This is a genomic window from Streptomyces sp. NBC_01381 (assembly GCF_026340305.1).
In the GTDB taxonomy this organism is placed as follows: Bacteria; Actinomycetota; Actinomycetes; order Streptomycetales; family Streptomycetaceae; genus Streptomyces.
In genome coordinates this window covers 3,875,644-3,895,562 of the sequence record NZ_JAPEPI010000001.1, presented here as the reverse complement: position 1 = coordinate 3,895,562, position 19,919 = coordinate 3,875,644, and the positions used below count along the sequence as shown (strand labels likewise).

General features: G+C 71.0%; 18 protein-coding genes. 3 read left to right on the top strand and 15 right to left on the bottom strand.

Annotation, left to right across the window (positions count from 1 at the left end):
• Positions 1 to 181: 181 nt before the first annotated feature.
• From cobT to OG453_RS18115, 8 genes are all read right to left on the bottom strand, one after another.
• Entirely contained in the window at positions 182 to 3,883 is a 3,702-nt protein-coding gene (gene cobT / locus OG453_RS18150; RefSeq protein ID WP_266868955.1) for a nicotinate-nucleotide--dimethylbenzimidazole phosphoribosyltransferase, read from the bottom strand.
• A gap of 354 nt (positions 3,884 to 4,237) precedes the next feature.
• The gene (cbiE, locus tag OG453_RS18145; RefSeq protein ID WP_266868954.1) at positions 4,238 to 5,449 is read right to left on the bottom strand and encodes a precorrin-6y C5,15-methyltransferase (decarboxylating) subunit CbiE; all 1,212 of its coding nucleotides are present in this window, start codon (positions 5,447 to 5,449) and stop codon (positions 4,238 to 4,240) included.
• A gap of 118 nt (positions 5,450 to 5,567) precedes the next feature.
• Complete coding sequence (locus OG453_RS18140; protein WP_266868953.1) at positions 5,568 to 6,212, bottom strand: GNAT family N-acetyltransferase; 645 nt, start codon at positions 6,210 to 6,212, stop codon at positions 5,568 to 5,570.
• Positions 6,213 to 6,347: 135 nt separating this feature from the next.
• A complete protein-coding gene (locus tag OG453_RS18135; RefSeq protein ID WP_266868952.1) occupies positions 6,348 to 7,175 on the bottom strand; it encodes a MetQ/NlpA family ABC transporter substrate-binding protein in 828 nt (275 codons plus the stop codon).
• Positions 7,176 to 7,177: 2 nt separating this feature from the next.
• Positions 7,178 to 8,017, bottom strand: coding sequence for a MetQ/NlpA family ABC transporter substrate-binding protein (locus OG453_RS18130; protein ID WP_266868951.1), 840 nt, complete (start codon positions 8,015 to 8,017; stop codon positions 7,178 to 7,180).
• Between the two features lie 91 nt (positions 8,018 to 8,108).
• Positions 8,109 to 8,828 carry a methionine ABC transporter permease gene (locus OG453_RS18125; protein WP_266868950.1) on the bottom strand — a complete coding sequence of 240 codons (720 nt, stop codon included), beginning with the start codon at positions 8,826 to 8,828 and terminating at the stop codon, positions 8,109 to 8,111.
• Positions 8,825 to 9,880 (bottom strand): methionine ABC transporter ATP-binding protein, encoded by a 1,056-nt coding sequence (locus OG453_RS18120; RefSeq protein WP_266868949.1) that lies wholly within the window; start codon positions 9,878 to 9,880, stop codon positions 8,825 to 8,827. The genes OG453_RS18125 and OG453_RS18120 overlap by 4 nt, the downstream gene beginning before the upstream one ends.
• 402 nt (positions 9,881 to 10,282) lie before the next feature.
• Entirely contained in the window at positions 10,283 to 10,930 is a 648-nt protein-coding gene (locus tag OG453_RS18115; RefSeq protein ID WP_266868948.1) for an HAD family hydrolase, read from the bottom strand.
• A 71-nt stretch (positions 10,931 to 11,001) separates the two neighbouring features.
• Between OG453_RS18115 and OG453_RS18110 the strand changes: the two genes are divergently transcribed.
• On the top strand, positions 11,002 to 11,361 hold the full coding sequence (locus OG453_RS18110; RefSeq protein WP_266868947.1) for a hypothetical protein: 360 nt from the start codon (positions 11,002 to 11,004) through the stop codon (positions 11,359 to 11,361).
• Position 11,362: 1 nt separating this feature from the next.
• Complete coding sequence (locus tag OG453_RS18105) at positions 11,363 to 11,800, top strand: hypothetical protein (RefSeq protein WP_266868946.1); 438 nt, start codon at positions 11,363 to 11,365, stop codon at positions 11,798 to 11,800.
• Here OG453_RS18105 and OG453_RS18100 read toward each other — a convergent pair.
• The 3 genes from OG453_RS18100 to OG453_RS18090 form a co-directional block, all read right to left on the bottom strand.
• Positions 11,790 to 12,293 carry a GNAT family N-acetyltransferase gene (locus tag OG453_RS18100; RefSeq protein ID WP_266868945.1) on the bottom strand — a complete coding sequence of 168 codons (504 nt, stop codon included), beginning with the start codon at positions 12,291 to 12,293 and terminating at the stop codon, positions 11,790 to 11,792. The genes OG453_RS18105 and OG453_RS18100 overlap by 11 nt on opposite strands.
• Positions 12,294 to 12,330: 37 nt before the next feature.
• The gene (locus tag OG453_RS18095; protein ID WP_266868944.1) at positions 12,331 to 12,846 is read right to left on the bottom strand and encodes an RNA polymerase sigma factor; all 516 of its coding nucleotides are present in this window, start codon (positions 12,844 to 12,846) and stop codon (positions 12,331 to 12,333) included.
• Positions 12,847 to 12,920: 74 nt separating this feature from the next.
• Positions 12,921 to 14,090: a glycerophosphodiester phosphodiesterase gene (locus tag OG453_RS18090; protein ID WP_266868942.1), complete on the bottom strand. Its 1,170-nt coding sequence runs from the start codon at positions 14,088 to 14,090 to the stop codon at positions 12,921 to 12,923.
• A gap of 417 nt (positions 14,091 to 14,507) precedes the next feature.
• Here OG453_RS18090 and OG453_RS18085 point away from each other — a divergent pair, with 417 nt between their 5' ends.
• Positions 14,508 to 15,128 carry a 1-acyl-sn-glycerol-3-phosphate acyltransferase gene (locus tag OG453_RS18085; protein ID WP_237330157.1) on the top strand — a complete coding sequence of 207 codons (621 nt, stop codon included), beginning with the start codon at positions 14,508 to 14,510 and terminating at the stop codon, positions 15,126 to 15,128.
• 70 nt (positions 15,129 to 15,198) lie between these two features.
• Here OG453_RS18085 and OG453_RS18080 read toward each other — a convergent pair whose 3' ends face one another.
• From OG453_RS18080 to argH, 4 genes are all read right to left on the bottom strand, one after another.
• Positions 15,199 to 16,740 (bottom strand): MFS transporter, encoded by a 1,542-nt coding sequence (locus OG453_RS18080; protein ID WP_266868941.1) that lies wholly within the window; start codon positions 16,738 to 16,740, stop codon positions 15,199 to 15,201.
• A complete protein-coding gene (locus OG453_RS18075; protein WP_266868940.1) occupies positions 16,737 to 17,288 on the bottom strand; it encodes a TetR/AcrR family transcriptional regulator in 552 nt (183 codons plus the stop codon). The genes OG453_RS18080 and OG453_RS18075 overlap by 4 nt, the downstream gene beginning before the upstream one ends.
• Positions 17,289 to 17,383: 95 nt before the next feature.
• A complete protein-coding gene (locus tag OG453_RS18070; protein WP_266868939.1) occupies positions 17,384 to 18,358 on the bottom strand; it encodes an aldo/keto reductase in 975 nt (324 codons plus the stop codon).
• A gap of 87 nt (positions 18,359 to 18,445) precedes the next feature.
• Complete coding sequence (argH, locus tag OG453_RS18065) at positions 18,446 to 19,876, bottom strand: argininosuccinate lyase (RefSeq protein WP_266868938.1); 1,431 nt, start codon at positions 19,874 to 19,876, stop codon at positions 18,446 to 18,448.
• Positions 19,877 to 19,919: the final 43 nt, after the last annotated feature.

Below are 19,919 nucleotides of genomic sequence, written 5' to 3'. Positions count from 1 at the left end.
GCGGTGGAGCGGCGCTGAGGTGCGGGTTCTGGGTGCGGTTCACTTTACGGCCCCGTTCGTCTGCGGGCCGTGGGCGTTTGGGCCCACCCGTTCCATCCCCCAGTGCCTGAAGGGCCTGGGGGGACCCCCAGGCGGAACGCCTGCCCACAAACGCGCGGGCGGGACGGGTGGGCCGGCGTTGCTACTTCTCCGTGACTCCCGCCGAGTCGAACGTTGCCACCTCGTGCATCGCCCTTGCCGCGCTCTGGACCACCGGGAGGGCGAGCAGGGCTCCTGTGCCCTCGCCCAGGCGGAGGTCCAGGTCTACCAAGGGGCGCAGGCCCAGCTTGTTCAGGGCTGCCACGTGGCCCGGCTCCGCGCTGCGGTGGCCCGCGATGCAGGCCGCGAGGACCTCGGGGGCGATGGCGCGGGCGACCAGGGCCGCCGCGCCGGCGCTCACGCCGTCCAGGATGACGGGGGTTCGGAGGGAGGCTCCGCCGAGGAGGAGGCCGACCATCGCCGCGTGCTCCAGGCCGCCGATCGCCGCGAGGACGCCGATCGGGTCGGCCGGGTCCGGCTTGTGGAGGTCCAGGGCGCGCCGGACCACCTCGACCTTGCGGGCGTGCATCTCGTCGTTGATGCCGGTGCCGCGGCCGGTGACCTCCGCCGCGTCCACGTCCGTGTAGACGGAGATGAGCGCCGCGGACGCCGTCGTGTTCGCGATGCCCATCTCGCCGGTGAGCAGGGCCTTGTTGCCTGCCGCGACGAGGTCGCGGGCCGTCTCGATGCCTACCTCGATCGCAGCCTTGACCTCCTCGCGGGTCAGCGCGGGACCGGTCGTCATGTCCGCCGTACCCGCGCGCACCTTGCGGGGCAGCAGGCCCGGCGTCGCCGGGAGTTCACTGGCCACGCCCACGTCGATGACGCAGACCTCGGCGCCCACCTGGTTGGCGAAGGCGTTGCAGACCGCGCCGCCGCCGAGGAAGTTGGCGACCATCTGGGCCGTCACCTCCTGGGGCCAGGCGGTGACGCCCTGGGCGTGCACGCCGTGGTCGCCCGCGAAGATCGCGACGGCCGCGGGCTCCGGGATCGGCGGCGGGCACTGCCGGGAAAGCCCCGAAAGCTGCGCGGAGATGATCTCCAGCATGCCGAGTGCGCCCGGCGGCTTCGTCATCCGCTTCTGGCGTTCCCACGCCTCGCCGAGCGCCTTCGCGTCCAGCGGGCGGATGTTGGAGACGGTCTCGGCCAGCAGGTCGTGCGGGTCCTCGCCGGGCAGCGCGCGGCGGCCGTACGTCTCCTCGTGTACGACCCAGGAGAGCGGGCGGCGCTTGGACCAGCCTGCCTGCATCAGCTCGGGCTCCTCCGGGAACTCGTCGACGTATCCGACACAGAGATAGGCCACCACTTCGAGGTGCTCGGGAAGACCGAGGGTTCTGACCATCTCGCGTTCGTCGAAGAAGCTGACCCAGCCGACGCCGAGGCCCTCGGCGCGCGCCGCGAGCCAGAGGTTCTCGACGGCCAGGGCCGAGGAGTACGGAGCCATCTGCGGCTGCGTGTGGCGGCCCAGGGTGTGGCGGCCGCCGCGGGTCGGGTCGGCGGTGACCACGATGTTCACCGGGGTGTCGAGGATCGCCTCGATCTTCAGTTCCTTGAACTGCTTGGCACGGCCCTTGGGGAGCGACTTGGCGTACGCGTCCTTCTGGCGCATGGCCAGCTCGTGCATGGTGCGGCGGGTCTCCGCCGAGCGGATGACGACGAAGTCCCAGGGCTGGGAGTGGCCGACGGACGGCGCCGTGTGGGCCGCCTCGAGGACACGGAGCAGGACCTCGTGCGGGATCGGGTCGCCGCGGAAGCCGTTGCGGATGTCGCGGCGCTCGCGCATGACGCGCAGGACGGCTTCGCGTTCGGCGTCGTCGTAGCCGGGGGCCGCGGCGGACTCCACCGGGTGGGCCGGCTGAGCCGGGTCCACGGGCTCGGCGGGCTCTGCCGCCTGAACGGGAGCGGGCTCGTCCGCGAGCTCCACCGGGGTGGCGGGCTCGGGCAGTTCGGCGGGCTCGGGCTCGGCTGCCGCTGTTGCTGCGGTTTCGGCTTCGGCTTCGGTTTCGACCGCCGGTTCCGGTTCCGCTGCCGACTCGGCTGTCTCGGCCACGGGCTCCGGCGCCTCGGCGGCGACGGGTGCTTCTGCCGTGTCCGGTACGGGAGTTGCCGCCGCGTCCGGTACGGGCGTCCCCGCCATGGACGCCGCGCCGTCACGAGGGGCCGGCACGGTGACCGCGGGCTGGGGTGCGGGCCGGACCGCGGGCTCGGGGGCCTCGGCGGTCTCGATGACCTCGGCGACTTGGGGGGCCTCGACGACCTGGGGGACCTCGGCGGCTTCCACCGGGGCCGGGGTCTCCGGGGTGCTCGGCGTCTCCGGGGCGTCCGCCTGCGGTGCGGCCTCTGCGGCCGGCTCGGCCTCGGCGGGCTCCGGCTGCGGGGCCTCGAAGGGCTCCGGGGGCACGGCCACCGGGTGCGGATGCGGAGGCGTCGGTGCGAGGTGCGGCGTCATCGGTACCGAGCCCTCGACCGGCACGAACTGGCCGAGCGGCGCGGGCGTGGGGGCCATCGGGGCGTCCGTGTGCTGGACGGCCTGCGGGATCTGCGGGCCCTGCCCGGCGTGCGGGAGGTGCCCGTCGCCCGGAACCGGTGCGTCCGCCCAGGGCTGCGCGGCGGCCACGGCGAACTGCTGCTGACCGGCGGCAGCCTCGTGGGCGGGCACGCCCACGGCTGACAACTGCGCGTCGTCGGGGGCGAGCGGGAACTCCTGGCTCGCCTCCGGCACGGGTACCTGCTGGTCCACGACCGGCGGCAGCACGGCCTGGCCGGTGGCCGACAGCTGATCGGCGTCCTGCGCACCCGGGACGTCCAGCGCCTCGGCGGCGAACGCGGGCTCACCGCCGTCCGCGGCCTGCGGGAAAGCGGCTGCGGGGGTGCCGGCGACGGGCGTTGCGGCGGGCGTGGGTTCGGGCAGCTCGGCGGCGGCCGGTGCGGGCTGCGGGGCCTCGGGCGCGAGTACGTCCGGCGTGCTCTGCGGGACCTGTGCGTCCTGCGCGACCTGTGCGTCCGGTGTGGGCTGTGTGTTCTGAGGTGCGGGTGTGGCGTCCGGGACGACCGTTTCTGCTGGTGCGACCGGCTGCCCTTGCTGCGCAGGCTGCGCGAACTGCTCGGCCTGAGGCTGCGGCGTCCACGGCGTCGCCCCCTGCGGCGGGATCTCGCCGAGCTGCGGACCCGGCAGTATCCCCTCGCCGTCGCGCGGGATGTCGAGGTACTCGGGGCCGACGGTCGGCGGCCCCGCATGCCGCGCGGGCACGGCGTGCTGCGGCGCACCGGCGGGCCCGCGGTCGGCGAGCGAACGTACGGGGCTGCCCGTGCCGTCGGGCACGGCGGGGCCCGAAGGACCCCGGTGCAGCGGGCGGCGGGCGGGACCGGCGTGCGAGGCGGGCACGGGGCCCGTCGCGCCGGGCAGCTGGACGCCGTTCAGATCGACCGAGCCGCTGTCACGGCCCGCCGTCTCGTGCGGTCCCGGCTGGTGCGCGGCCTGCGGCTGCGCGCTCTGCGGCTGCGCGGCCACGGGCTGGCCACCCAGGGACGGATCGGCTGCCACAGGCTGCTGACCGCTCCCCTGCGGGGCGACGGCGTACGCGGCGGCCTGCGGCTGCTGCGGTGCCGGCTGCGCCTCGCTCCAGGCGCCCTGCGCGCCCGGCATCAGGAGCAGGTCGTCGTCCTCGGCGGAGGCGACGCCCTCGGCGGGATTCTCGGAGGGGTCGAGGTAGGTGTACGCACCCGGGGCGGCGACGCCCGGCTGCTCCACCAAGCCTGCGTTCTCCGGCAGTCCCTCGGCCGGGACCTGGCCGGTGTCGGTCATGCTTAACCCCTCGCCCATCGGTTAGTGCTTCTTCGACCACCCATCGGCCTTCGGCCGGGGAAGCCCCATTGCCCGGAGCGGCGCACCAACCGCCCGTCATTCTCAACGAGCGTGCGCGCCGCGCGGCACGAACCGCGTACGGACAACAGGCATTGTCCCGGTCGGCCTGCCGTCATGGCAGCTTGATCCGCAACGGCCCGCTGTGGACTGCGCCACGTTGCGCGCCCTCCGGTCATGCCGTACCACACACCCCCCAAAACGGGCGAGCTTTCCGGACATTGACCAACTATTTGCCGGACACCCTGGTGCGGTACAACGATCGGCCAGCCTACCTCGCGCCCTGCGGTGGCAGGGTCACGGGGCGCGATCGGCCAACTGTCCGGAGAGGACGAAGACGACCGTCCGCTCCCGCTCCGTCCACGCGCGCGTGTCGAGCTCGACGGACTGCAGCAGGGCGCACTCCACGACGTATCCGTGCTCCGTCAGGTCCCTGCCGATGAGTTCGGCCTGGTCGCGCGTCGACGCGTGCGTCACGATGCGCGCGGGGCGGCGGTCGGCGACGGCGGAGACCACCGCGGCTCCCCCGCCCCCGACGCGTACGACATCGGGTTCGGGCAGGTCTTCGAGGATGTGCGGGGCCGTGCCGTGCACGATCTGCGGCTGTACGCCGAAATGGCGGGAAATGGCCGTGGTGCGGGCGCAGGCGTCGGGGTCGCGGTCGACGGCGATGACCGCGGCGCCGAACCGGGCGGCCTCCGCGGTGAAGGCGCCGCTGCCGCAGCCGATGTCCCAGACGAGGTCGCCCACGCGCGGCCCGATGCGGGCGAGTTGGGCGGCCCGGAGACGGTCGCTCTCGCCCTCGCCGAGCTGGGCGTCGCCGCCGTACGCGGATGCGGGCAGCGCCCAGCCGCGCGGGGTGCCCGGGTCGCGTCCGGCGATCCAGCCGGTGTCGGACGCGGCGACCGGGCCGCCTATGACGATCACGACGTTCGGGTCGCGCCAGGTGTGGTCGGCGGCCTTGTCCGAGGTGAGGACGGTGACCTGTTCGCGCTCGGTGCCGAGCTCCTCGCAGATCACGAAGGTGCGGTGGACACCCTGGAGGAGCAGGCCGAGCTCGGCGGGGCCCGCGCCGGGCGAGGTGAGGACGGCGACCTTGGTGTGCGCGCGGCAGACGTTCACGGCCCGGCGCAGGGTGCGCGGGTGGGCGACGACGACCTGGGCGTCGTCCCAGGGCATCCCGGCGCGGGCGAAGGCCTGGGCGACGGCGGAGACGGCGGGCACGACCTCGACCTCGAGGCCGAATTCGGGGGCGCGCAGGGTGCGTACGACGCCGAAGAAGCCGGGGTCGCCGTCGGCGAGGACCACGGCGGTGCCGCGGTGGGCGGCGATGCGGCGGGCTGCCAGGCTCACGCTGCCCAGGCGGATCCTTTCGGCGGCCGCGGGCACTTCGGCGAGCGCCAGGTGGTGGGCGGCGCCCGCGACGAGGGTGGCGGCGCCGAGCGCCGAGCGCGCGGCGGCGGTCAGCGGCGAGCCGTCCCAGCCGATCACCGTGACGCGGTCGGCCATCTTCGTCGGTCTCCTGGGTTCTCGCGGGTCGGCAGTGCGGGCCGGTTAGGTGCAGGGGGCAACCGCGCCTGCGGCCAGGGGCGAGCGTACCTGGTGGGATCCGGCGGTGGCCGAGGGGTCAGTTCCAGTCGGAGAACGCGCTGAACCCGCTGTCCGCGAGCTGCTCGCCGACGCCCTCCAGGTCCTCGGGGAGCAGGCTCCACACGATGAGGTCGGTACGGACGTCGAGCCAGCCGCCGAACGGATCGCCGCCGTTCCTCGTACGCGCTATCCAGGCGCCCCGCAGGACGCCCTCGCTGATGCAGCCGATCTTCTGCGCGACCTGCTGGGCGGCGGTGTTGTCGGCGGCGGTGCGCAGCTCGATGCGCTCGAAGCGCTGGTCGTTGAAGAGCCACTGGGCGGTGGCGAGCGCCGCCTCCGAGGCGTAGCCCTCGCCGCGGGCCCAGGGAGCTATGACGTAACTGAGTTCGCTGGAGCGCACCCGCCAGTCGGTGTCCCGCAGTTGCACGATGCCGACCAGGCGCTGGGTGAGGAACTCGGTGACGGCGAGGACGATGCCGCGGCCCTCGGTGCGCTCGGCGGGCGCGAGGCGGGTGATCCAGTCGCGGGCGTCGGCCTCGGTGTAGGGCTGGGGCACGGACGTCCAGGCGGTGACCATCTCGTCGTTCATCATCTCCGCGTACGCGGAGACGTCGGCGTCCTCGAACGGGCGCAGCACCAACCGCTCCGTGCTGATGGAGATGTCGGGGAAGGTGGTAGTCATGCGCTGCTCCGTAACCTGGAACCCTCGGGCCTGCTGAAGAGCCCAGCATGCAGCATGTCGCCGCGCAGACGCACCACGGGGTCCGCTCCTTCATCAGGAGAGGACCCCGTGGTGAGGGCGGAAACCGACTGTGCGTCAGCTCGCTGCGACGGGCAGGACGGAGCCCTTGTACTTGTCCTCGATGAACTGCTTCACCTCGGGTGAAGTGAGCAGCTTGGCCAGCTTCTTGACCCGTGGATCGTCCTCGTCGCCCTTCTTGACGGCGAGCACGTTGTTGTACGGGTTGTCCTTGGGCGACTCCAGAAGGATGGCGTCCTTCTTGGGGCTCAAGTCGGCGTCGAGGGCGTAGTTGTTGTTGATGACCGCGGCGTCGACGTCCTCCAGGGAACGCGGCAACTGGGCGGGCTCCAACGGCTTGATGGTGAGTTTCTTCGGGTTGGACGTGATGTCCTGGGGCGTCGCGGTGCCGCCGACGCCCTTCTTGAGCCCGATGACGCCCTTGGACGCGAGGAGTTGCAGCGCCCTGCCCTCGTTGGTGGTGTCGTTGGGAACGGCGACGGTCGCACCGGCCGGCAGGTCGGCGACGTCCTTCGTCTTCTTCGCGTACACCCCCATCGGCGGCAGATAGACCTCGGTCACCGGCGCGAGATCCGTCTTCTTGGACTCGTTGAAGTCCTTCAAGTACGGGGCGTGCTGGTAGAGGTTGGCGTCGAGGGACCCTTCCTGGAGCGCGGTGTTCGGTGCGACGTAGTCGGTGAACTCCGTGATCCGGAGGTCGAGTCCCTCCTTCTTCGCGAGGTTGTCCTTGATGTACGTGAGGACTTCGCCGGCCGGGGTCGGGGTGGCGCCGACGACGAGCGTGTCGCCGTCGCCGCCTCCCGAGCCCGACTCGGAGCCGCAGGCGGTCAGGCCGAGCGACAGGGCGAGCGCCCCGGCCGCGGCGGCTATGACGGGCGTACGCATGATCAGAACGCCGCGACGACGGCGCCGTCGTACTTGTCGTCGATGAACTTCTTGACCTCGGGCGAGGTGAGGAGCTTGGCGAGCTTCTTCACGCGCGGGTCGTTCTCGTCGCCCTTCTTCACGGCGAGGAAGTTGCCGTAGGGGTTGTCCTTGGCCTTCTCGGCGACGAGGGCGTCCTTGGCGGGGCTGAGCGCGGGCTTGGCCTCCAGGGCGTAGTTGCCGTTGATCACCGCGGCGTCGACGTCACCCAGGCTGCGCGGCAGCGTGGGGGCCTCGAGCTCCTTGAACTTGATGTTCTTGGGGTTCTTGGCGATGTCCTTGGGGGTGGCCTCGTAGCCGACGCCCTTCTTGAGCTCGATGAGGCCGTTGTCCGCGAGGAGCTTGAGCGCGCGGGCCTCGTTGGTGGTGTCGTTCGGGACGGCGACGGTGGCGCCGTCCTTCAGGTCACCGAGCTTCTTGAGGTTCTTGGAGTACACGCCGAGCGGCTCCAGGTGAACCGTGGCCCCGGGGACGGGCACGATGTCCGTGCCGTTCTTCTTGTTGAAGTCGTCGAGGTACGGCTTGTGCTGGAAGTAGTTCGCGAAGACCTCGCCCTGCTGGACGGCGGTGTTCGGCGTGACGTAGTCGGTGAACTCCTTGACCTCGAGGTCGAGGCCCGCCTTCTTGGCGAGGTTCTTCTGGACGTAGTCCAGGATCTCGCCCTGCGGCGTCGGGGTCGCGGCGACGACGAGCTTGCCGTCCTTGTCGCCGGCGGAGTCCTTGTCGGAGCCGCAGGCGGAGAGCCCGAGGGTGAGGGCTCCGGTGGCGAGGACAGCGGTGGTGATCTTGGCGGTGTTACGCACGAAAAGTGCCTTTCTCCATGGATGGTGCTGTGTGGTGCAGCCCCGCGTGGGTGTGCGGGGTGGGTTCAGGAAGCCTTCGGGAGCGTCAGTTTCAGGAAGCCTTCGAGGGTGCGACCTTGAGGAAGCGCAGCCGCGGCGCCGCGCCGGATTTGCCGCCTCGCTGGTGCAGGCTGCGGGCCGCGTAGTCGCCCGCGAACTGGATGATCGAGATGACCACGGCGAGGATCGCCACGGTGATCCACATCAGCTCGGTCTCGAAGCGCTGGTAGCCGTAGCGCAGCGCGAGGTCGCCGAGGCCGCCGCCGCCGACCGTGCCCGCCATCGCGGAGTAGCCGATGAGGGCGACGATCGTGGTGGTGGCGCCCGCGATCAGCGAGGGCAGCGACTCCGGGACGAGGACCTTGCGTACGACGGTCCAGGTGGAGCCGCCCATCGACTGGACGGCCTCGACGAGCCCGCCGTCGACCTCACGGATCGAGGTCTCGACGAGCCGCGCGAAGAACGGGATGGCGCCGATGGCGAGCGGCACCAGGGCGGCCTCGCGGCCGATCGTGGTCCCGACGATCCAGCGCGTGAAGCCCATCAGCGCGACCATGAGGATGATGAAGGGCATCGAGCGGACGATGTTCACGATCTGCCCGATCGCCTTGTTGAGGAAGGCGTTCTGCAGGAGACCGCCGCGCTCGGTGAGGACGAGCAGGATGCCGAGCGGCAGTCCGGCGACGACGGCTATCAGCGTCGACCAGCCGACCATGTAGAGGGTGTCCCAACAGGCCTGCTCCAGCAGGGGCTGCGTCTCCGACCAGGTCACTTGGCACCTTCCTTGACCAGCAGCGTGGCGTCCTGCGGTACAGGCGCTTCATGTCCGGCGACCTCGACCTGAAGGCCCTGTTCGCGCAGGAAGCCGATCGGGACGACGTTCTCCTCGAAGCGTCCCGGCAGTTCGATGCGCATGCGGCCGACCTGCCGGCCCGCGACGGTGTCCATCGCGGCGCCGAGGATCGAGATGTCGATGTTGTACGTGCGCGAGAGCTGGGAGATGACCGGCTGGGTCGCGGCCTCGCCGTGGAAGGTCACGTCGACGACGGTGCGGTCCTCGCCCGTGGCGTCGCCGCTGACCGGGAAGAGCGCGGCGGCCAGCTGGGAGCCGGGCGTCGCGAGCAGTTCGGTGACGGTGCCGGACTCGACGATCTGTCCGCGCTCCATGAGGGCCGCGGAGTCGCAGACGCTCTTGACGACGTCCATCTCGTGCGTGATCAGCAGGACGGTCAGGCCGAGCTGCCGGTTGAGGTCGCGAAGGAGCTGGAGGATGGAGCGGGTGGTCTCCGGGTCGAGGGCGCTCGTCGCCTCGTCGGAGAGCAGCACCTTCGGGTCGCCGGCGAGCGCGCGGGCGATGCCGACGCGCTGCTTCTGACCGCCGGAGAGCTGCGCCGGGTAGGACTTGGCCTTGTCGGCGAGGCCGACCAGGTCGAGCAGTTCAAGGGCCTTGTGGGAGCGCTCGGCGCCGCTGAGGCCGAGGATCTCCAGGGGCAGTTCGACGTTGTCCTGCACGGTGCGCGAGGACAGCAGGTTGAAGTGCTGGAAGACCATGCCGATGCGGCTGCGGGCGCGGCGCAGGTCCTTGCTCGCGCGGCTCCCGCGGCCGGCGAGCGCGGTGAGGTCCTGGCCGGCCACCGTCACGGTGCCGGCGGTGGGACGCTCAAGGAGGTTGACACAGCGGATCAGCGAGGATTTACCGGCGCCTGACTGGCCGATGACGCCGTACACCTCGCCTTCGCGGACGTGCAGATCGACGCCGTCGAGAGCAGTTACTTCACGACCGCGTGAGCGGTAGACCTTGGTGAGGCCGGAAGTGGTGATCACAGGGGTTTCCGTCACTGTCGAGTGCGCGGCCGGGTGGAGCCGGGCACGGGGCATTCGTGGGGAACGCGGCACGGTTTCTCGCGGTGGCGAAAAGAACCGGAGGACGTGTGCGCGGGGCAGGCTCGCTTCCTACGTCATGTACATCGGGCGTACGTCGCGTAGGGGCGTGGCACAGCGGCTTCGCTTCGGGGCGCGAGGCTCAGGGGTGGTGCGGGGGCCCTCAGAAGGCGCACATTCGACACATACAACGAGCACCGGGCGTCGTGATCGCCTCGGTCGCAGGGCTGCGGTAGCTCGTCGTGGTCATGCGGACAAGTAAAACACGCGTGCGCTCGCCGCCCGCCACCGCTGTCCGGTATACGGACAGCCGGTGGACAGGCGCGGACACCGGCGGTCCTGTGCTCAGTCCTGGGTGGTGATCTCCACGCCACCCGCGATGGCCTGCGCGGACACGCCCGAGAGGTCCTTGACGAGGACGTCCGCGGAGAGCTCGTGGGCCTGGTGCGTTGTGGTCAAGGCCACGGTCGTCATGCCGGCCGCGCGCCCCGCCGTGAGACCGGCGGGCGCGTCCTCGAACACCACGCAGCGCGCCGGATCGACGCCCAGCTTCCGTGCGGCGAGCAGGAAGGGCTCCGGGTCGGGCTTGCCGCGCGTGATGTCGTCGGCGGCTATGAGCATCTTCGGGCGGATGCCGACCTCCGCGAGCCGGGCCTCGGCGAGGCGGCGCCCGGCGGAGGTGACTACAGCCCAGCGCTCCGGGGGCAGCGACTCGAGGAGCTCGCGGGTGCCGGGCAGCAGGACGACGCCGCCGGCGACGTCCGAGACTTCGAGCTCCTCTATGCGCAGCACGGCCTCGGCCACGCGCTCGGCGGGCAGCAGATCGGCGATGATCTCGGCGGCGGGCCTGCCGTGCAGCTCGACCCGCGCGAATTCCTCGGCGGTGATCCCGTACTCCTGCGCCAGGCGCGTCCAGCAGCGGTACACCGACTCCATGGAGGAGATGAGGGTTCCGTCGTTGTCGAACAAGAGCGCTTCAGCCTGGATCTTCATGGTGTCCGAGCCTAAGGGGCACCCCTGGGGCGGGCGCATCGGGTCGAAGGGCCCGTAATAAAGTCGACGGCATGCTTGTTGCCCTGACGATCGCGACCTCGGTGGCCGCGCTCGCGCTCGCCGCGTGGTGCGGTTTCGCCGCCTACCGGGACCAGCCGACCAAGGACTGGCACTTCATCGGGATGGGCGTGGTGACCTTGCTCGCCACCGTCCAGCTGATCGTCGGCATCGTCCAGCTGGCCCGCGGCGAGGAGCCCGCACAGGGCACGACGATCTTCGTGGCGTATCTGATCGGTTCGTTCGCCTGCATCCCGGCGGCGGGCTTCATGTCGCTTGCGGAGCGCACCCGTTGGGGCTCGATCACCGTCGCCGCCGGTGGCGTGGTCCTCGCCGTGCTCGAAGTGCGGCTCTACGACATCTGGGGAGGCTGAGGTGGCGGTGACCGAGCCCGACAAGGACGGGGCGGCTCCGGCCCGCCAGAAGCTCATCGCCGGACCCGGCATCCTCCTGGTCTGGCTGTACGGCGTGATGGTCGTCGGCGCCATGTCGCGCTCCGCCGTGCAGATCTCGTCGGACTTCGACAAGGCCCCGCTCGCGTACACGCTGTCCGCGATCGCCGGGCTCGTCTACGGCTTCATCACGTACTCGCTGGTCCGTGGCGGCGAGAAGGCCCGCAGGGCGGCGCTGGTGTGCTGCGCCGCCGAGCTGGTGGGCGTCCTCGCCGTGGGCACGTGGACGCTCGTCGAGCCGTCCGCCTTCCCCGACGCGACGGTCTGGTCGGACTTCGGCATGGGCTATCTCTTCATCCCGGTGATCCTGCCGGTCACCGCCATATTCTGGCTGAACAAGGCGCGCAGGGCTACGCGCTAGCGACGTAGGTGTTGGCCTCCGCGTCCTTGGAGAGCGTGACCAGCGTCAGGCGTTCGTTGACCCGCCGGGTGCCCACCGCGGTGTAGCCGTGCTTGCGGTAGAGCTGCAGGTTCTGCTCGCTGCGGTGCCCGGTGAAGAGCTGGAAGCACTTGGTGCTGCCGCCCGCGCCGAGCCGCTGCTCTATCGCCTCCAGGAGCCGGCCGCCCAGGCCGTGCCGCTGCATCCGGGGATGGACGATGAGCTTGTTGATCCGCGCCGTGCCGTCGGGGTCGACCGTGCCGCGCACGGAAGCCACCACTTCGTCGCCGAGCCGCGCCACCAGGACGTCGCCCGTGGCCAGTTCGGCCTTGATGGAGTCGAGGGTCTGCGTGAGCGGCTCGATGGAGTAGTCGCCGTACAGCTCGGCCTCGCTCTGGTAGCACAGGTACTGCAGTTTGAGGATCTTCTCGGCGTCCTGTCCGTCCGCCGCCGAGATCGTCACACTCATGCCCATGTGTGCATGCCTCCCGCTCACCTGCTCCGCCGGTTGTCTAACGCTCCTTTCCCCGCGGTTCAGGAGCTGCAACCTCCGCCGCGAGCATTCTGCGCAGGCATCCCAGGCATCGGGAACGTTCCGGCCCCAGACTGCCCTGTGACATTCCCAACTCGCCTGCGATCTCCCGGTAAGTGAGGTCCTCGGGGGACAGGAGTGCCGCCATGAGGCCGGGGCAGCGTCCTGGCAGCCTGCGGACCGCCGCGTACAGGGTGCGGTCCCGGTCGGCCCGCAGGGCGCGCTGCTCGGGGCCGCACTCGATGTCGTCGGCGGGTTCGGTCGCGTACCGCACCTCGCGCTCCGCCGTACGCCGGCTGCGCCGCGCCTCGGCGGCGACGGCGCCGCGCAGCCAGGTGGCCGGGTCGGCGGGTGGGCCGTCGGCGTCCATCCGCTCCAGGAGGCGCAGCCAGACGGCCTGTTCGAGGTCACCGGGGTCTGCGCCGGAGCCGAGGGCGGCGGCGGACGCCTCGGCGGCGAGGAGCGGACGCAGTGCGGGGATGAGCTGGGTGGTCATGCCCGCCGTGACGCGGCCGCCCCGGCGGCAGGTTGCCGGAGCGGCCGTCTCTCACCCCAACCGGGGCCGGGCGATCAGCTGTTGACGAAGTCGGCGGCCGCGAGCAGCGCGGTGTCCGGGTTGTCCGAGAAGATGCCGTCGATGCCCGTCTCGAAGTACGCCTTGAAGGCACCGAAGGCGTCGCCGTAGGCGGCCGGGTCGGTGCCCTTCTTGAAGTTCGTGGGCAGGAAGGTGTTCTCGTTGCGCATCGTGTACGGGTGCAGGACAAGGCCCGCCGCGTGCGCGTCCTTGACCAGCGTGGACGGGGTGCCGAGGCTGCCGTCCGGGTTCTTCGGGATGACGAGGTCGAGGGTGGGGCCGATGCCCTGTGCGTACGACGCCATCCACTTGAGGCCATCGGGCTTGATGAGATCGGCGACGGTGCGCGGGTCGCCCGCCTCGACGAAGTCCCAGGGGCGGGAGGCCGCGGTGGACAGGAGCACCACCAGCGGCGCGTCGACCAGCTTGTTCAGGCGCTGGATGCTGCTCGGCTCGAAGGACTGCAGGAAGTTCGGCGCGTCCTTCTTGTGCCGGCCGTACTTGCGCAGGAGCTTGGCGAGCGGCTCCTCCAGGCCGAGGCCCAGCTTGCGGAAGTACGTGGGGTGCTTGGTCTCGATGTGCAGCCAGATCTGCTTGCCGTGCTTGCGCCCCTGCTTGTCGGCCCACTGGAAGACCTCTTCCAGGGTGGGCACGTCCCAGCGGCCGTCGTAGAGCGTGTTGCGCTGGCGGGTGCCCGGGATGCGCTCCTTGGCGCGCAGCGTCTTCAGCTCGGCGAGCGTGAAGTCCTCGGTGAACCAGCCCGTGAACGAGGTGCCGTCCACGGACTTGGTGGTCTTGCGGGACGCGAACTCGGGGTGCGCCGAGACATCCGTCGTCGCGGTGATGTCGTTCTCGTGACGGCATACGAGATGGCCGTCCTTGGTGGGCACGACGTCCTGCTCGATGACGTGGGCGCCCATGTCGAGGGCGAGCTGGTACGAGCCGAGCGTGTGCTCGGGGCGGTACCCGCTGGTACCGCGGTGCGCGACGATCGTCGGCACCGGCAGGGTCTTGTAACCCCCGTGTCCGTGCTTCGCGTCGGCTCTCGCCACGCCGGGCAGCCCCACGACGGCCGTGCCCGCCCCGAGCACCGCCGCCCCGAGCACCGCGCGCCGCCCCGGCCGCTGCTCCCCCGACCCCGACTGCCTCGACTTCTGCGTAGCCATTGAGCGCTCCTCCCGATGTGCTGCCTTGCACCTGACAAAGCGGCACGATCGTAGGTGCCGCCGCGTGACGGATGGGAGACCCTGGGCCGAACGGAAGGGTGATGCGGGATGGCCACTGGTGTGCGGGGCCCGTCACGTCATGGCTGCGGGTGACTGCGGCGCGTGACAAGGACCACTAGTACGCGCCACTTGTGCCCCACGGGGATACGGTCGCCCCAGGGAGGACGTTCCAAGGGCAACACCACGCAAACTCAGGTCAACTCTGCGTATCGAGTGCATGAACCCGATGTGCGGAGAGCGGGGACCCGCGAGTATCGTCCTCACCTGCACATACTCGTCGTCGACCCGTTGACACCGGAGGGCCCGTTGTCCCGTCTCGCGCTCATCAAGGCAGTACTCGGACCGATCTTGCGTCTGATGTTCCGCCCACGGGTGGAAGGCGCCGAGAACATTCCGGGCACCGGTCCGGTCATCATGGCCGGAAACCACCTCACGTTCATCGACTCGATGATCATGCCTCTGGTGTGCCCGCGTCCGGTGTTCTTCATCGGCAAGGACGAGTACGTCACGGGCAAGGGGCTCAAGGGCCGCCTGATGGCCTGGTTCTTCACCGGCTCCGGAATGATCCCCGTGGACCGCGACGGCGGCCACGGCGGTGTCGCGGCGCTGATGACGGGGCGGCGCGTGCTTGAGGAGGGCAAGCTCTTCGGCATCTACCCGGAGGGCACCCGTTCCCCCGACGGCCGCCTGTACCGCGGCCGCACGGGCATCGCGCGCCTCACCCTGATGACCGGCGCGCCCGTCGTCCCCTTCGCGATGATCGGCACGGACAAGCTCCAGCCCGGCGGCAAGGGACTCCCCCGGCCCGGCCGGGTGACGGTCCGCTTCGGCGAGCCGATGGAGTTCTCCCGCTACGAGGGCATGGACCGCGACCGCTATGTGCTGCGGGCGGTGACGGACTCCGTGATGACGGAGGTCATGCAGCTGTCCGGTCAGGAGTACGTGGACATGTACGCCACGAAGGCGAAAGCTGCGTAGCTTCTGCCTTCGCCTGCGGGCCGCATGTGGCTGGTCGCGCAGTTCCCCGCGCCCCTCCGGGGCGCTCCTCTCAGTGCTCCACGCCGTCCTCCAGCTTCGAGCCCTTCAAGAGGAACCACGCCGCCACCGCAGTCGCCAGCAGCACCGCCGCGCCGACCCCGGCGGCCAAGCGCAGCCCGTCGACAAAGGCCTCCTGCGCCGAGGCCAACAGCTCCTGGGACTGCTGGGCCGGAAGCCCCGCCACCGATTCGACCGCGCCGCCCAGTGACTCGTGCGCGGCCGAAGCCACCTCGGGCGGGGTGCCGGCCGGGGCGGTGAAGTCCCGGTACACCCCGGTCACAATGGTGCCGAGCAACGCGATACCCAGCGCCGCGCCCAGTTCGTACGCGGTCTCCGAGACCGCGGAGGCCGCGCCGGCCTGCTCCTTCGGAACGCCGGAGAGGATGACGTCGGCGGTCACCGTGAACGAGAAGCCCGCGCCGATGCCGACGATCAGGAGCAGAGCTCCCAGGATCGGATAGCCGGTGGACTGGCTCAGGGTGGTGAGCGCCGCGAGCGCGACGCCGACCGCCGCGAGTCCGCCCGCGACCACCACGCGGACGGAGAACCGCCGCGCGACCATGCCCGCGATCAGACCGGCGCCCACCGCGCCCACCGCGGCGGGCAGTTCGGCGAGGCCCGCCTCGAACGGCGGCCTCCCCTGCACCAGTTGCAGGAACTGGGAGAGGAAGAAGACCAGGCCGGACAGGCCGAGGATGGTCAGCAGATCGGCGAGCACCGCCGCTGAGAAGCCGCGGTTGCGGAACAGCCGCATGTCCAGGAGCGGCGCGGTCAGCGTGAGCTGGCGTCGCACGAACCAGGTCAGCGCGGTCACGCCGAGCAGGCCCGCCACCCCGACGTCCCAGCGGATGCCGTGCGCCGCCGCCTCCTTGATGGCGTACACGATGGCGATCATGCCGATGAGCGAGAGCACGACGCTGATCAGGTCCCAGGGACCCGGCGCCGGGTTCTTCGACTCTGGCAGGAACTTGATGCCGACCAGGACCAGGACGGCCATCACCGGCAGGTTGATCAGGAAGACCGAGCCCCACCAGAAGTGTTCGAGCAGGAAACCGCCGACGACCGGGCCGACGGCGGCACCGGCCGACGCCATGGCGCCCCAGATGCCGACCGCGAGGCTGCGCTCGCGCGGGTCGTGGAAGATGTTCCGGATCAGCGCGAGCGTGGACGGCATCAGCGTCGCACCCGCGACACCGAGCAACGCCCGTGCCAGCATGAGCATTTCGGGCGAGGTCGCATAGGCGTTGAGCACCGAGACCGCGCCGAAGGCGACCGCTCCGGTCAGCAGCAGCTTCTTGCGGCCGATGCGGTCGCCGAGGCTGCCCATGGAGACGAGCAGACCGGCGATGACGAACGAGTAGATGTCGCCGATCCACAGCAGCTGCGTACCGGTCGGTTCGAGGTCCTCGCTGATGTACGGCGTCGCGAGACCGAGGACGGTCGCGTCGACGGCGACGAGGAGCACGGCGAGCACCAGTACGGCGAGCGCGAGCCAACGCCCGGGACTGCGCTCCACCTCCGCCTGGGAGGTCCGCTGTTGGGTGCTGGTCATGATTCCACTCTCCGTTGCGCGCCGCCGATCAGCAGCTCGGCGATCATGTATGAGAAGTCCTTGGCGGCCACGCGGCCGTCCAGTACGGCCCAGGCGCCCGAGCCGATCAGTCCGTACAGCGCCTCTGTGAGCCACACGGGGGTCAGGTCGATGCGGAACTCGCCGTCCTCCTGGCCGCGCCGGAAGAGCGCGGCCACATAGGCGTCGAGGCGGGCCCAGCCCTCGTGCTGCTCTTCGCCCTCGAAGAGCTGGTTCTCGGTGACGAGGAACGCGAGCAGTCCCGCCGCGGGCTCGATCTCCTTGACGAGCCGGCGCACCGCGTCCGCCGCGCTCCCCTCCCCGAGCCGGGCCGCGTCGATGGCCGCCTCGAACTCCTGGATCCCGAGCTCTTCGAGGGCTCGTACGAGGGCGTCGCGCCCGGCGAAATGCCGGTGCAGCGTGGCTCGGCTGATCCCCGCCGCGCGGGCCACCTCGTCCATCGTGGCGGAGCCTTTGCGGGTGAGGAGCGCCGCGGCGCTGCGCAGCACCTGGTCGCGATCGACTGACATGAGACAAGCATAGACCGTGTGAGACAGATTTGTCTCACGAGATATGCGCGGCTCTCACCGGCGAGGGGTCACCGGTGGGGTCGAGCCGAGGTCGGTCAGCTCCAGGGCAGCTGCCCGCGCCGCTCCCAGTACGCCGCCGGCTCCTCCACGAGCCCCGCGAGCCGCTCCAGCTGGTCCGCGTCGAGGTCGACGGCCGCCGCGTGCAGATTGGAGACGAGCTGTACGGGGGTGGCCGCCCCGGAGAGGACGACGCCCACCCACGGCTTGCGCAGCACCAGGGCGAGGGCCACCGCGTCGCAGCCGAGCCCGGTCGCCTCGGCGACCTCGCGCAGGGCCGCCGGTGCGTGCTCCCCCGCGAGGCGACCGTTGGCCATGCCTTCCTTGACCAGGACGGTGAGCCCCGCGTCATGCGCCTCGGCGAGCGCGGCTTCCGCCGAGGTCTCCAGGGCGTTGTACGTGGCCTGGACGGTACGGAAGAGGGGCTCGCCGTCGACGGTCACGGCGAGCGCGGCGCGGATCGCGGCGGCCTGCTCCGGGCCGCTCACCGAGAGGCCCACCGTCACGCCGTCGGCCGCCAGTTCGGCGAGCCTGGCGTGCAGGTCCTTGTCGGTGAGGGCCGGGCTCTCGGGCGTGACGGAGTGGATCTGGTAGAGGTCGAGCCGGTCGCCGAGCAGTTCGGCGCTCTCCTCGCGCTGACGGACGTACGCGGCGACGCTGTGGTCCTTGACCTCGTGCGGCCCGTCCACCTGGGTGTGCCAGGCGGCCGTGTACGTGTACCCCCACTTGCTGCCGACGACGACGTCCCGGATGTCGGGCCTTGCGTGCAGCCAGTCGGCGAGGAACTCCTCGGAGCGGCCGTAGGAGCGCGCCACGTCGAAGTAGCGGACCCCCGACGCGTAGGCGGCGTCGAGGAGTTCGAGGGAGCGCTCGCGCAGGGCCTCGACGCTGCGCGAAGGCGGCAGGTCGGCGTCGCGGCCGAGCGTGATGTAGCCGGGCCTGCCGACGGCGGCGAGGCCGAACCCGATGTGGGCGGTGGGGGTGGTCGCTGCGGCCAGACGTGCGAAGGGCATCGCGGGCTCCGTTCGGTCGGCTCCTTGCGGATGGCGACCAACGTAACCCGCGATGCCCACGTCAACGCGGCACGCGCTGCGGCGGCGTCACTTACGCGCCGCGGCCCACTCCTGCTGAACCGTCAGATCGGCCTTGACCTCGGCGAGCTGGACGGCGACGGCCGAGGGCGCGGTGCCGCCGCGGCCGCTGCGCGAAGCCAGGGCGCCGGGGACGTTCAGGACGGTGCGCACCTCGGGGGTGAGGTGCTCGGAGATCTTGGCGAACTGCTCGTCCGTCAGCTGGTCGAGCTCGATGCCGTGCGCCTCGCACTCCTTGACGCACTCACCGGCCACCTCGTGCGCGACACGGAACGGCACACCCTGCTTGACCAGCCACTCGGCGATGTCCGTGGCGAGCGAGAAGCCGGCCGGGGCCAGCTCCTCCATGCGCTCGCGGTGCACGGTGAGCGTGGCCATCATGCCGGTGAAGGCGGGGAGCAGGACCTCCAGCTGGTCGCAGGAGTCGAAGACCGGCTCCTTGTCCTCCTGGAGGTCGCGGTTGTACGCGAGCGGCAGCGCCTTGAGCGTCGCCATCAGCCCGGTGAGGTTGCCGATCAGACGCCCCGACTTGCCGCGCGCCAGCTCCGCGATGTCCGGGTTCTTCTTCTGCGGCATGATCGACGAGCCGGTCGAGAAGGCGTCGTGGAGGGTGACGAAGGAGAACTCCTTCGTGTTCCAGAGGATGATCTCCTCCGCGATCCGGGAGAGGTTCACGCCGATCATCGCGGTGATGAAGGCGAACTCCGCCGCGAAGTCCCGGGATGCCGTCCCGTCGATGGAGTTGCCCGAGCTGCCGTGCTCGAAGCCGAGGTCCTTGGCGACCGCCTCCGGGTCGAGGCCGAGGGACGATCCGGCGAGCGCTCCCGAGCCGTACGGCGAAACGGCCGTCCGCGCGTCCCACTGCCGCAGCCGCTCGGCGTCCCGCGAGAGGGACTGGACGTGCGCGAGGACGTGGTGGGCGAAGAGCACCGGCTGGGCGTGCTGGAGGTGCGTGCGCCCCGGCATGGCGACGTCCGGGTGCGCCTCGGCGAGGCCGACGAGCGCGCCCTGGAGGTCGGCGATCAGGCCGCCGATGATCCGGGCGTGGTCCCGCAGATACATCCGGAAGAGCGTCGCCACCTGGTCGTTCCGCGACCGCCCCGCGCGCAGCTTGCCGCCGAGATCCGGGCCGAGCCGCTCGAGCAGGCCGCGCTCCAGGGCGGTGTGCACGTCCTCGTCGGCGATGGTGCCGACGAACGAGCCGTCGGCGACATCGGCCTCAAGCTTGTCGAGCCCGGCCAGCATGCGCGTCAGCTCGTCCTCGGTGAGCAGCCCCGCCTTGTGCAGCACGCGCGCGTGGGCGCGGGAACCGGCGATGTCGTACGGCGCGAGGCGCCAGTCGAAGTGGACCGATGCCGACAGCTTGGCCAGGGCCTCCGCCGGGCCGTCCGCGAACCGGCCGCCCCAGAGCCGGACGTCACCGCCGTTGTTGTTGCTCACTTGCACGTGCTCCTTGATGAGGATGGTTACGCGATACGAGGAT

Bases quoted from the DNA above. Each gene is read 5' to 3' on its own strand.
- cobT (WP_266868955.1), bottom strand. From the start codon at position 3,883: ATGACCGACACCGGCCAGGTCCCGGCCGAGGGACTGCCGGAGAACGCA.
- cbiE (WP_266868954.1), bottom strand. From the start codon at position 5,449: ATGGCCGACCGCGTCACGGTGATCGGCTGGGACGGCTCGCCGCTGACC.
- OG453_RS18140 (WP_266868953.1), bottom strand. From the start codon at position 6,212: ATGACTACCACCTTCCCCGACATCTCCATCAGCACGGAGCGGTTGGTG.
- OG453_RS18135 (WP_266868952.1), bottom strand. From the start codon at position 7,175: ATGCGTACGCCCGTCATAGCCGCCGCGGCCGGGGCGCTCGCCCTGTCG.
- OG453_RS18115 (WP_266868948.1), bottom strand. From the start codon at position 10,930: ATGAAGATCCAGGCTGAAGCGCTCTTGTTCGACAACGACGGAACCCTC.
- OG453_RS18110 (WP_266868947.1), top strand. From the start codon at position 11,002: ATGCTTGTTGCCCTGACGATCGCGACCTCGGTGGCCGCGCTCGCGCTC.
- OG453_RS18100 (WP_266868945.1), bottom strand. From the start codon at position 12,293: ATGGGCATGAGTGTGACGATCTCGGCGGCGGACGGACAGGACGCCGAG.
- OG453_RS18095 (WP_266868944.1), bottom strand. From the start codon at position 12,846: ATGACCACCCAGCTCATCCCCGCACTGCGTCCGCTCCTCGCCGCCGAG.
- OG453_RS18090 (WP_266868942.1), bottom strand. From the start codon at position 14,090: ATGGCTACGCAGAAGTCGAGGCAGTCGGGGTCGGGGGAGCAGCGGCCG.
- OG453_RS18085 (WP_237330157.1), top strand. From the start codon at position 14,508: ATGTTCCGCCCACGGGTGGAAGGCGCCGAGAACATTCCGGGCACCGGT.
- OG453_RS18080 (WP_266868941.1), bottom strand. From the start codon at position 16,740: ATGACCAGCACCCAACAGCGGACCTCCCAGGCGGAGGTGGAGCGCAGT.
- OG453_RS18075 (WP_266868940.1), bottom strand. From the start codon at position 17,288: ATGTCAGTCGATCGCGACCAGGTGCTGCGCAGCGCCGCGGCGCTCCTC.
- OG453_RS18070 (WP_266868939.1), bottom strand. From the start codon at position 18,358: ATGCCCTTCGCACGTCTGGCCGCAGCGACCACCCCCACCGCCCACATC.